General features: G+C 70.6%; 7 protein-coding genes and 4 pseudogenes. 5 read left to right on the forward strand and 6 right to left on the reverse strand.

Annotated elements, in window-relative coordinates; all coding sequences use genetic code 11:
• Positions 1-11: 11 nt before the first annotated feature.
• The 3 genes and pseudogenes from IF37_RS45450 to IF37_RS38915 all read right to left on the reverse strand — a co-directional run.
• Positions 12-155: pseudogene (locus tag IF37_RS45450) on the reverse strand (amidohydrolase); the annotation flags it as partial.
• Positions 152-1,282: an FAD-dependent oxidoreductase gene (locus IF37_RS0102160; protein ID WP_030735155.1), complete on the reverse strand. Its 1,131-nt coding sequence runs from the start codon at positions 1,280-1,282 to the stop codon at positions 152-154. The pseudogene IF37_RS45450 and the gene IF37_RS0102160, both read right to left, overlap by 4 nt.
• A 24-nt stretch (positions 1,283-1,306) precedes the next feature.
• A pseudogene (locus IF37_RS38915) lies at positions 1,307-1,824 on the reverse strand (cyclase family protein); the annotation flags it as partial.
• Between the two features lie 9 nt (positions 1,825-1,833).
• Between IF37_RS38915 and IF37_RS0102170 the strand changes: the two are divergent.
• Positions 1,834-2,340: pseudogene (locus IF37_RS0102170) on the forward strand (LysR substrate-binding domain-containing protein); the annotation flags it as partial.
• Between the two features lie 35 nt (positions 2,341-2,375).
• Here the strand turns inward: IF37_RS0102170 and IF37_RS44260 are convergent.
• On the reverse strand, positions 2,376-3,059 hold the full coding sequence (locus IF37_RS44260; protein WP_158727269.1) for a hypothetical protein: 684 nt from the start codon (positions 3,057-3,059) through the stop codon (positions 2,376-2,378).
• 224 nt (positions 3,060-3,283) lie between these two features.
• Between IF37_RS44260 and IF37_RS0102180 the strand changes: the two are divergent.
• From IF37_RS0102180 to IF37_RS0102195, 4 genes and pseudogenes are all read left to right on the forward strand, one after another.
• A pseudogene (locus tag IF37_RS0102180) lies at positions 3,284-3,763 on the forward strand (hypothetical protein); the annotation flags it as partial.
• A gap of 167 nt (positions 3,764-3,930) precedes the next feature.
• Positions 3,931-4,482 (forward strand): hypothetical protein, encoded by a 552-nt coding sequence (locus IF37_RS38920; RefSeq protein WP_367647032.1) that lies wholly within the window; start codon positions 3,931-3,933, stop codon positions 4,480-4,482.
• A gap of 277 nt (positions 4,483-4,759) precedes the next feature.
• Positions 4,760-9,436: a DUF6531 domain-containing protein gene (locus IF37_RS0102190; protein ID WP_052844924.1), complete on the forward strand. Its 4,677-nt coding sequence runs from the start codon at positions 4,760-4,762 to the stop codon at positions 9,434-9,436.
• Complete coding sequence (locus IF37_RS0102195) at positions 9,433-10,023, forward strand: hypothetical protein (protein WP_052844925.1); 591 nt, start codon at positions 9,433-9,435, stop codon at positions 10,021-10,023. Before IF37_RS0102190 ends, IF37_RS0102195 begins: the two co-directional genes overlap by 4 nt.
• Positions 10,024-10,108: 85 nt before the next feature.
• Here IF37_RS0102195 and dps read toward each other — a convergent pair whose 3' ends face one another.
• Positions 10,109-10,672 (reverse strand): DNA starvation/stationary phase protection protein Dps, encoded by a 564-nt coding sequence (gene dps, locus IF37_RS0102200; protein ID WP_030735176.1) that lies wholly within the window; start codon positions 10,670-10,672, stop codon positions 10,109-10,111.
• Between the two features lie 94 nt (positions 10,673-10,766).
• Positions 10,767-11,132, reverse strand: a complete 366-nt coding sequence (locus tag IF37_RS45165; RefSeq protein WP_030735179.1) for an STAS domain-containing protein — start codon at positions 11,130-11,132, stop codon at positions 10,767-10,769.
• Between the last annotated feature and the right edge of the window lie 410 nt (positions 11,133-11,542).

The raw sequence follows: 11,542 nt of genomic DNA on the forward strand, positions 1-11,542 counted from the left end.
GCCGGTGACGCCCCGCTGACGGCCAGGGCCGCCGGGCCGTTGCGCCGGGCGACCAGGGCCTTCGCCTCCGTGTGTCCCGGGAGGCCGGCCACCGGTGCTTCGACCTCCGGCAGCAACACGTGGTCGTGGACCTCCACGGTGGGGGCCGTGCTCACGGCAGCTCCCGCAGTATCGTCATGGTGCGCCCCATCAGGCCGGGGAGGTCCGCGTCACGGACGCCGTCGAGCTGCCACTGCCCGATCTGCACGGACGCCTCCACGACCGGACGGACGCGGGCCATGCGCCGCTCGTAGTACGCCTGGAAGAGAGCGTTGTCCCAGGTCTCCGTGGCGGTCAGCAGCCGGGCGAGCACCCACGCGTCCTCCAGGGACAGGGCCGCGCCCTGCGCGAGCGTGGGCGGGCAGCAGTGCGCGGCGTCGCCGATCAGCACCACCCGGCCGCGGTGCCAGGACCCCTCGACCAGCAGCCGGTCGAACCAGGTGTAGTTGACCTTCGCCGGGTCGGTGATGTGCGCGGTGATCTCCGGCCAGAAGCCCCCGTAGGCGGAGGCCAGGCGCCGCATCTCCTCGGCGTACGTCTCCGGCGGGATCGAGGCGCGGTCACGGTTGGCCTCGACGACGTACGCGTAGAGCGTGGTGTCGCTGGTGGGGCAGTACCCGGCGATGTAGGCCGGGCCGCCGTAGGCGAGGTCGGTGCGGGTCACGCCGGCCGGGCGCGGGGCGGCGACGCGCCAGATGGCCATGCCGGTCGGTTCCGGCTTGTCCGTGATGCCGATCGCCGCGCGGGTCGAGGACCCGAGGCCGTCGGCGGCGATGACCAGGTCGTACCGGCCCTCGCTGCCGTCGGAGAATCGTATCGAGACCCCCTCCGCGTCCTGGCCGAGGATCTCGGCGGTCGTGCCGAGCCGCACAGTGGCGCCACTGGCCCGTACGGCGTCCATCAGGATCCGCTGGAGGCGCGGGCGCTGCATGCCGACGGTGGCGGGCAGGTCGTCGCCGCCGGTGCGCAGGTCCCGGGCGAGATGCAGGACGGTGCCGTCGGGGGCGGTGATGCCGACGGAGCCGAAACCGAAGCCGGACGCCTTCACCTGCTCCCAGACGCCGAGTTCGCGCAGGACGCGCAGGGCGTTCCCCTGGAGGGTGATGCCGGAGCCGGCGGTGGCGTTCCAGTCGCCCTTGGCCTCGATCAGATCCACCGCGATGCCGGCGCGGCGCAGGAAGACCGTCGCGGCGTTGCCCGCCGCGCCGCCGCCGATGACCAGGACCGTGCGGGTTGTGCTCATAAGGAAACTCCCTTGTTCTGTAGGTTATTTGACGGCGACCGGATTGACGGGGGAGCCGACCGCCCCGCTGATGGGCAGGGGTGCGGCCGTGAGCTGGAACTCGTACACGCCGTCGGCCGCGCAGTCCTCGGCGAGCGCGTCCGGGTCCCACATCTCGCCGATCAGCAGCCCGATGTTCGGGATGGCGACCTGGTGCAGCGGCTGGAAGGCGTGCTCGAACTCGTTCGGACGGACCTCGAAACCCCAGGTGTCGGTGGCGATCGCGGCGATCTCCGCGCGGTGTAGCCAGCCCGTCGTGCGGAACGACAGCCCGGGCGCCGGGCCGCCGGCGTAGTCGCCCAGCCGTCGCGGCGGGCCCGGGTTAGCCGTCCGGTCCGCACGACGACGACGTACCCGCGGTCCACGGTCACGCCGTGCGCCTTCGCCGTCAGGTGCTCCTCGGTGATCGCGAAACCGTCGGGCAGCTCACCGTCCTCGCCGATGACCCGGCCGACGTCCGGCAGCACCCCGCGTCCGGCGACGTACGGTGCCATGTGCTCGAGGCTCAGCCGACCGTCGTCGACGACACCGCCACCCTGCTCAGCGCCACCGACGGCCTGCTGATGCCACACGGCGTGATCAGTGGCTTCCCCGCCACCGACCTCTACGACGACCGCTGGGTGTTCCTCCTCGCCGAGGACCATCCGGACGTCGGTGAACGGTTCACCCGCGAGGACCTGGCCCGGCTGCCGTGGGTGACCTACCAGCGCACCTACGACGCGCCCGCCGTACGCCAGCTCGGCATGCTCGGCGTCGAACCGCGCGTGGAAGTGTCCTTCGACAGCTTCCAGCTCCTGCCCCCGCTGGTCACCGGTACCCGGCGCATCGCCCTGACCCAGGCACGGCTGGCGCGGATGCTGACGCCGATCGCCGCCGTGCGGGTGGTGGAGCCGCCCTACGAGGCAGCGACGTTGCGCGAGGCGCTGTGGTGGCACCCCGCCCACACCCATGACGCGGCCCACATCCGGCTGCGCGAGACGGCCGCGCGGGTCGGCGGCCGGCCGGCCGGCGTCTTGTAGGCGGGACCCGTACGCCGCGGCATCCCGGAAGTCCGTCAAGAGGATCGCGGCGAGCGGCCGTTGCCGAAGACGACCCCGTGCTCGCCCACGCTCACCGGGACATCGGCCCACCGGGCCTCGCCGTCGACGGCCGAGGCGTACTGGCCGCGGTGACCGGTGTCCTTGCCGTGTGGAACGAGTTCGAGGTCCGGCATCCTTCCGCAGCGCAGATGCTTGCTGACCCGGTTGTACTCCCTCCAGAACCTGCCGTAGACAGACTTCGCCGTCAGCACGGCCTGGCCCGCGTCGGTGATCTCGTACGGCTTCAAGTCACCGGTCGGCTCGTCGAAACGGATGGACCAGGGGACCTTCAGGCCGTTGTAGGTGACAGTGCACCGTGTGGCCACGCCAGGCTTCTCGCTCACTTTGCCGCCCCCGCACGCGGCGCTGGTCTTCCCCGGTACCCCGGCCATGGCCACGGTCTGTTTGCGCATCGTCCACAGCACCCGTTCGGTGAACGCTGCGTCGTCAGCAGGCTTTGGCGGCAGAGCGCGGAGCAGCGTCTTCACCGTCAGGAGTCCAGGCTCGGCCGAAGTGATCGCGACCGGGAGTTCCTTGCCGCTCTTCGGCGGCGCGGTGTCCGCAGGGCGGGAGGCGTTGTCATCCGATCCCGATCCGCCGCAGCCCGCGGTGACGAGAGCGACCAGGGCTATACCCAGGAAGGTTCTACCGATGCCCATGCAGCCTAACTCTAGCCAGACGCGTCACCGGTTGAAACGGTCGCAGTGAACAACTTCGGCAAGCTCCGCCGCTACGCCGACTACTTCGCGCTTGGTTGATCAGGGAGACGTAAGAGGCTGACGGCGGCTGTGCCTGTTGTTCCACAGGGCCGGGCACCATCCGACAGATCACGAAGGGGTTCTGATGAATCCCCGAGTGGTCTTTCTGACGTCGCATCTGCCCCACCCGGGCCGACCAGGTGGAGGCGACGAACCTCAAGACCCACGAGGACTACGAGAAGGCGGTCGCCAAGCGGGCGGGCTGGGTGGAGTTCGGGGCCACGGCGGGTATCGCGGCAGGCGTCGCCTTCTTGCCTGCGACCGCGGCCGTGGGCGCGGGCGCGGCCGCGGTGCTCATCCCGCTGGCGACCGACACCGCCAGTGGTGCTGCCGAACAGGTCATCGGCCAGATGGTCGGCGACATCTCCGATAACTCGGTGGATGAGCACAAGGAGAAGGTGGAGGAGCTCAACAGGGAGGAGAAGACCAAGATCTATTCCGCCGGTGAGAGCATGGTCGAGGCCCCGATGGAGGAGTTTCTGCGGCACAACGGCGTGGACGCCAACAGCGAGTTCGGACAGGACCTACGCGAATCGATGCTGATCGGCTACGGGGTCGGCAACGACCGGGAGAACCAGCAGGGCAACGACCCGGAGACCGGCTGAGGCCGGTGGACGGCCGAGGACACGTAAGGATGCGGAGAGTGTGCAGTCGTAGGTCGGCACGCGGGGGGCTCCTCTCCGCGGCCGTGGCCGGTTCGTTGTTTCTCGGGGCCACCGGTTGTGGAGGGGGCGGGGATGAGGGCGGCACTCCGAAGGACTACAAGGTCGTCGTGGGGACACAACTCTGCGGTGGCGACGCCGTGTCCGCCAGGGCGTCCCGGGCGCTGGAGGTGATTACCGGGTCGTCGCGGTTCGAGGCGTCGGCAGGGAAGTACACCGTCGCGCGGGCCGCGGCGGACCTTGCCGAGGCGTTCTGGGACCCCGAGGTGGATCGCGGGGACGCCTGCCGTGTCTACACGCCCATCGGCACGCCCAAGGTCGAACTCAGAGTCACCTGGAGGCGGGCTGACGGCGCCCCGACGGGCACCCCCGCCCCGAAGTTCACCGTTCTGAAGATGGGGGAGCGGACCCTGGCGGCGGCGGACAGTGCGAACGTTCAGTTCGCTTGCACGAGCGACAACTTGGCCGGCTCGTCGGGAGTGGCCCACATCGTGATCGGCGTGGAGCGCTGGGGCGTGCCCAAGGAGCCCGAGGGCGACATCGAGGTGTTGAGGGACGCCTACGCGACCGTGGCCCACTCCTTCTCGCTGGCCATGGCCGAGGAACTGCGCTGCGAGAAGAGCGGCGGGCTCCCCGCGAGGCCCGTGCTGGAACCCGCGTAGCCGCTGACGTACGCGGGCACGGCCCCGCCGAGACTTTCGCACCGGTTGCCCACCCCCTCGCCGGCGGGCGTGCCGGCCCGCCAGGACCTGACCGCCGGGGTGAGGGGCCGGCACAGCGGGCAACGGGTGTGATCAAGCCGGCGTATAGGGGTGGGCAGGGCCTCGCCGGCTCCGGGCAGTACTCTCACCAGTTCAGGAACTGGTGTTCGCACACTCGCGTCATTGTTCGTGTCGGCGTACTGGGCGAACTGCCGCGCTTGTTGGGGGTTGGACGAGGGTGGGTTACACGATCCCGGGCTGGCTGGACGAGGTCCTGGACTTCATAGGGATCAACTTCCCGAACGTCGACGAGGACGACTACCGCGACATGGCCGACGCCATGCGGGACTTCGCCGACCAGTTCGAGGGGCACGGCGCCGAAGCGCATCTGGCGTTCTCCCGTCTTCTGTCCTCTTCGGAGGGCTGGGCCGTGGAGGCGATGGAGAAGCACTGGGCCAAGGTCAAGGCGAGCCATCTGGAGAAACTGCCGGAGCTTGCACGGTTGTTCGCGGACGCGTGTGATGCCCTCGCCGAGATCATCTTCTGGATGAAGACCAAGGCCGAGGCGGAACTGGCCATGATGGCGGGGTCGGTTGGCCTGTCGATCGGTCTCGCGTGGGTGACCGGCGGCCTGTCCGCGGTACTGGGCGCGGCCGAGATCACGGCGATGCGACAGGCCGTCAAGCGGATCCTCGACGAGGCAGTGGACCGGATCGTGGACGAGGTGATCGCCAAGGTCACCGAGCCGGTCAACGCCAAACTGGAGGCGATGGTCGAGGACATGGTCCTCGATCTGGCCGAGGGCGCGTTCTCCATGCCGGCCGACGGCGCTTCCGGCGGCGGCGGTGGCGGCGGTGGCGGTGGCGGTGGCGAAGGCGGCAAGGGCAGGCACGACGGCATGCACCTCGCCTCGGCAGGCGGCTCCGGCTCCTCCGGCGAAGGCAAAACCCTCCGCATCGACCATGCCGAGTTCGAGCACGGCGCGAACCGGGTCTCCCGGCGTGGCGGTGACATGCACACCGCCGCCTCCTCCCCGCTGGGCCGGGTCAAGGGGGCGTTCGGCCGCAGCAAGGGTCGCGACCCGTTCACCAAGGTCTTCGACAGCGTGCTGCACGGCGCGATAAAGGGCTCGGAGCAGGCCCTGAAGCGCATCACCACGCACATCACGGAGACCGTGCCGGACCGGGTCAAGGCCACCTCGCGGCTGCACAAACACAACGACCTGGGTGTCCGCGACAAGGTCGCCGCCATCAAGACCGGCAAATACGGCGGCGACGGCGGCCATGGGCTGCCCGGCTCCGGCGGCAGGCCCGGTGCGGGGGACAGCCTGAGGCAGTCCAGGGAGCAACTGTCCCAGCGGGCACGTGCCCTGGTGAACAAGTTCACCTGCGGCGATCCGATCGACATGGCCACCGGCCAGATGATCCTTGCCCAGACCGACGCCGACCTGCCGGGCGTCCTCCCGCTGGTGCTGCACCGCACTCACCTGTCCGGATACACCCACGGCATCGGCTTCGGCCCGTCCTGGGCCTCCAGCCTGGACGAACGCCTGGAGCGGGACCCGCAGGCGGACGGCGTGTGGTGGCGCCGCGAGGACGGCTCCAGCCTCTACTACCCCCGCACCCCGGACATCGTCGGAGACCGCGTCGAACCGGTCGCGGGCGAGCGGCTGCCCTTGACGTATGTGTCCCAGGGCACCTCCTACGCGCTGGTGGTGCAGGACCCGTACACGGGCCTGACCCGCCACTTCGAACCCGCCAAGGCACGCGCGGGCGTGTGGTGGCTGGCGAAGGTGGAGGACCGCAACCACAACCACGTCAGTCTCGAGCGGGGGGCCGAGGACGACGGACCGCTGGAAGTCACCCACTCCGGCGGCTACCGCCTCACGATCACCACCGACCCGGACAGCGGTCGCGTCACCGGCCTGCACGCCGTCACCGAGGACGGACCGCTCCGGCTGCGCGGGTACCGGTACGACGAGAGCGGCAACCTCACCGAGGTGGTCAACGCCGTCGGCGCGCTCACCCGCCTCACCTACGACAACGCGCACCGCGTCACCGGCTGGCACGACTCCAACGGCACGACCTTCACGTACGTCTACGACGAGTCGGGCCGGGTCGTCGAGACCCACGGCACCGACGGCATCCTCAACTCCCGCATCACTTACGGCGGCCGGGAAGACGACGGCACCACTTCCGCCACCTACACCGACTCCCTCGGCCATGCCACCACCTACCGCGCCAACCACCACGGCCAGATCGTCTCGATCACCGACCCGCTCGGACACACCACTCACCACCAGTGGGATCCGCGCGACCATCCGCTCAGCCGTACGGACCCCTCGGGGCACACCACCCGGTGGGAGTGGAACGACGAGGGCGACCTCACCGCGGTGGTCGCCGCCGACGGTGCCACCACCCGCTTCTCCTACGACGCCCTGCACCTTCCCGTGGAGGTGTCCGGCCCGGACGGCACCGTCAACCGCCAGGACTTCGACCCGTGCGGCAACCGCCTCGCCGTCCACACCCCCGACGGCACGACCACCGTCTTCACCCACCACGCCACCGGCGCCCTCGCCGGCATCACCGATCCCCTCGGCACCACCCTGTCCGTCGACGCGGACGCGGCCGGCCTCCCGGTCTCGGTCACCGACGCACGCGGCGCGACCACCTCCTGCACCCGCGACACCCTGGGCCGCCCGCTCACCGTCACCGACTCGCTCGGCGGCGTCACCGCCATGGCCTGGGACGCGGAGGGCCGCCTGGTCTCGCTCACCGCCCCCGACGGCAGCCGGGAGGCTTGGGCGTACGACGGCGAGGGCAACTGCATCAGGCACACCGACCCCATCGGGGGCGTGACCACCCTCGCCTACGGCCCCTTCGACCTTCTCGGCTCCCGTACCACCCCGGACGGAGCGACCTACACTTTCACTTACGACACCGAGCGCCGCCTGACGGGCGTGACCGACCCGCGGGGTTTGACCTGGGCGTACACCCTCAACGCGCGCGGCGAGGTGGTGGCCGAGACCGACTTCGACGGACGCCGCACCACCTTCGCCCACTCCCCGTCCGGCTTCCTCGTCTCCACCACCACGGCGGCCGGTGACGTGTTCACGTTCGTCCGGGACGAGGTCGGTCGTCTCGTGGCGAGGGAGGTCTCGGGCCTCCGCACCGGCTACACGTACGACGCCGCGGGCCGACTGACCGGCGTGCGCTCCCCGGACTCGGCCCTGACCCGCTCCTACGACACGCTCGGCCGGCTGCTCGCCGAGACCGTCGACGGGCAGACCACGCGCTACCGCTACGACGACGCGGGGATGCGCATCGGCCGTACCACCCCGACCGGCGCGCGAACCACCACCGACTGGGACGCGTTCGGCAACCGCACCCATCTCTCACTGGACACCCGGCACAGCCTCGCCTTCGCCCACGACCTCCTCGGCCAGGAGACCGAACGCACCATCGGGCAACGGGTGCTGCTCTCCTCGGTCCGGGACGGCCTCGGCCGGCTCACCCGGCAGACACTGAGCGCCCAGAGCGGCGCCGACCGGCGGTTCCTGCGTGATCGCCGCTACACCTACCGGCCGGACGGCCACCTGACCGAACTCGCCGAGCAGGTCACCGGCCGCGCCCTCGCCTACACCCTCGACCCGGTCGGCCGTCCACTCACCACCACCGCCAACCACGGCGGCTGGCACGAGCAGTACACGTACGACAGCGCCGGCAACCAGACCGGCGCCCACTGGCCCGACCACCCGGCCGACCCCGACGCACGCGGGCAGCGCACCTATTCCGGCACTCGCCTGGTGCGCGCGGGCAACACCACGTACTGCTACGACGAGGCGGGGCGCATGGTCTCCCGCACCAAGAAGCGGCTGTCCCGCAAAGCCGATACCTGGCAGTACACGTGGGACGCGGAGAACCGGCTGACGTCCTGCACCACCCCGGACGGCCGGACCTGGCACTACCGCTACGACCCGCTCGGTCGCCGCACCGCCAAGTACCGTCTGGCCGACGACGGTGTCACACGGCTCGACGAGATCCGCTTCGCCTGGGACGGCACCCGCCTCGCCGAGGAAACCCACGCCACGACGGGCGTCACCGTCACCTGGGAGTACGACGGACACCGACCCCTCGCGCAGTACGAGCGCAAGCCGCTGTCGGACACCGAGGTCGACTCACGTTTCTTCGCCATCGTCACCGACCTGATCGGCACCCCCACCGAACTCGTCACCGAGGACGGCGAGATCGCCTGGCACACCCGCACGACCACCTGGGGCACCACCGCCCCGAACACCGACGCCCTCGCCGACACCCCGCTGCGCTTCCCCGGCCAGTACGTCGACGCCGAGACCGGCGGCCTGCACTACAACTACTTCCGCCATTATGACCCCGAGACCGCCCGCTACGTCTCCCCCGACCCCCTCGGCCTGGAACCGGGCCCCAACCCCTGTGCGTACGTTCTCAACCCGGCGACCTGGCTCGACCTGCTCGGCCTTGCCACCTGCAAGGAGAACGCGAAGATCCTGCGCGGCAACATGGAGGCGAACGGGGTCACCCTCCAGCCCGGGCAGGCTGCCGCCCACATCGTCCCGTCCGGTGGTGCGCAAGGCCACTGGGCGCCGGGCGCCCGCGCCCGCCAACTGCTCCAGCAGTACGGGGTGGACATCAACGACGCCTCCAACGGCATCCCGCTCGACCACCCGACGCCGCACAACTACACGCACCGCAAGGCGTTCCTCAACCGTATCGAGGACCACCTCCAGACCGAGGCACAGTTGCTGAGCGCTCGTGGCGCCAGCAGCACTACCATCGGCAATCACCTCAGGTCGGAGCTGGCACGCATCGGTTCCGAGATCAAGCACGAGCTCCGCAACGGTGCTCCCGATTCGACGGCATATTGGACGGCACCATGACTGACTCGATGACCACCCCCATCGAGGTGTACCGCCTCGTGCCGCGCTTTCACGACGACTTCCAGGGCGCGCTGCTGGAGAGCGACGAGATCATGCGCTGGGAGCTGGACGAGGAAGCCGCACCGCTGCCCGAGGAACTCCCGGGTTCCTTGCACGGGGATCCTTCGGGGACGCTGCACGAGTTCCCTACTGCGAACCCGGCGGCCCCGGTCCTGGGCGCCACTCTCTCGGAGGCCGTGCGCGACCGGTTCGCAGGTACCGGGCACTTCATTCCGGTGAACGTTCCCGGGCTGCCCGCCGGTACGTACACGGCCTATGTCCCCACGACCGTCGCCGACTGCCTGGACGAGGCCCGATCCTCCGCGCCCTCGCTGACGGGGAAGATCTGGCAGGCGGTGTTTCGCGGGGATCGGGTGCCGGTGGATGTCCCTGCGTTCCGGCTGCCCGAGAACAGGACGTACGTGTACTGGAACGCTTGGGCGGCGCGGCTGATCGAGGAGGCGGCCCCGCCGGGGTCCGTGGAGCTGCGCCTGGTGTGGTCGAGCGATCCGACGGCAACGCCCCACCGGGATCCGATGGGGTTCTAGTCGTGGACGGGACGTCGACACCGGCCGATGCTCCCGCGGTCCGACCGGTGTCCCCGCGTCTGCCCGTCCCCGCGCCGGCCGGCCCTCAGCCCAGTTCCGCCCCCTCCGCGGCGGCCTCCCGCTCCGTGTGGGCCTTGCCGGTGGCGAGGGTGCCGCCGGAGCTTTCCAGGTGGGCCCGTACGAACCACTGGAACTGCTCCAGGTCGCGGAGCTGCTCGATGAGCAGGTCCTCGGTGGCGGTGTCGATGTCGCCGGCCTCCTTGATCGCGGCGCGGACGTCCTCGATCACGCCGGTGTAGACGAGGTCGAGCGCGGCGAGGTGGGCGATCGCGTCGGCGCGGCCGATGGAGTAGTCGTCCCAGCCGCGCTCGGCGACGAGCACGCCCGGTGTGCCCTGGGCGATGCCGCCGAGCGCGGCGATGCGCTCCGCCACGTCGTCGGCCATGTCCCGGACCCGGTCGACCTGTGGGTCGATCATCTCGTGGACGGCGATGAAGTGCGGCCCGACCACGTTCCAGTGCACGTGCTTCAGGGTCAGGTGCAGATCGTTCAGGGCGTGCAGGCGGAGCCGCAGCAGACCGATCAGCCGGCCGGCCGCCTCGCGCTCGATGCCGGGGACCGTGTACTTGGGGGTCAGATCCTGCGTCATGGCTCACCTCGGTTCTCAACGAAAGATGCGTGGCTGCACAGCACGGTTGCCCCGATTCGCCCATGTCAGACATGGGGGCGGGGGACGGTCCGGCTCAGTCTCCGGACAGGGCGTCGACGGCGTCCTGGACGCTGGGGTACAGCGTGAGGATCTGGTCGAGTCCCGCCACGCGGAAGAGCTGGGCCATGACGGGGCTGAGCCCGCCCACCGAGAACGAGGAGCCCACCGCCAGTGCGCGGTGGTAGGCCGTGATGATCACGGTCATCCCCGTGGAGTCGCAGTAGTCCAGTGCCGACAGGTCGGCGACGAGTCCCGTGCCGGGGCCGCGCAGCGCGTCCTCGACGGCCTGCCGGAGGCGGGGGCCCGTGTCATGGTCGAGTTCGCCGGCCAGGCGCAGGACCACGGGGCCCGCCGGGCTGGGTCGCGTGCTGATGGCCAGAGCGCCCTCTGTCCCGTTCACCAGGTCTCCTGTGCGGTGAGTCGACTGCGGCGGGGTGGCGGATCCCGTTCGGCGGCCGTCGCGTGCGGGGTGCACGCCCGTTGCGTCCCCCGCGCGTCCCCCGCGTGTCCGTCGCCGTGCGCCGACCACACAGGTTTCCCCGCCCGCCCGGATTATCCCCCGGGGTTTCGATCGCCCGTCCCGGCCGGCGCGGACCTCCCCGGCCGGATCCCCGGCCGGATCGCGTGTCGGCGGTGTCTGGGACAATGCCGCCGAATCGCCGGAGACGTCACCCCTGGGCGGGCCGGCGGGGCGCTCGTCGGCGTCGGCCGGCGGTTTCGGGGCAGACAGGCAGCAGACAGGTGGCAGACAGGCAGGGGCACGCGGTCCGGGAACGAGCGCGTGCGCGTTCGGCATGGTACGGCCACGGG

The sequence above is a fragment of the Streptomyces sp. NRRL S-31 genome (assembly GCF_000718775.1).
Taxonomy (GTDB): Bacteria; Actinomycetota; Actinomycetes; order Streptomycetales; family Streptomycetaceae; genus Streptomyces.

What these genes read in the sequence shown, in the direction of transcription:
- IF37_RS0102160 (WP_030735155.1), bottom strand. Translation starts at nt 1,282, where the DNA reads ATGAGCACAACCCGCACGGTCCTGGTCATCGGCGGCGGCGCGGCGGGC.
- IF37_RS44260 (WP_158727269.1), bottom strand. Translation starts at nt 3,059, where the DNA reads ATGGGCATCGGTAGAACCTTCCTGGGTATAGCCCTGGTCGCTCTCGTC.
- IF37_RS0102195 (WP_052844925.1), top strand. Translation starts at nt 9,433, where the DNA reads ATGACTGACTCGATGACCACCCCCATCGAGGTGTACCGCCTCGTGCCG.
- dps (WP_030735176.1), bottom strand. Translation starts at nt 10,672, where the DNA reads ATGACGCAGGATCTGACCCCCAAGTACACGGTCCCCGGCATCGAGCGC.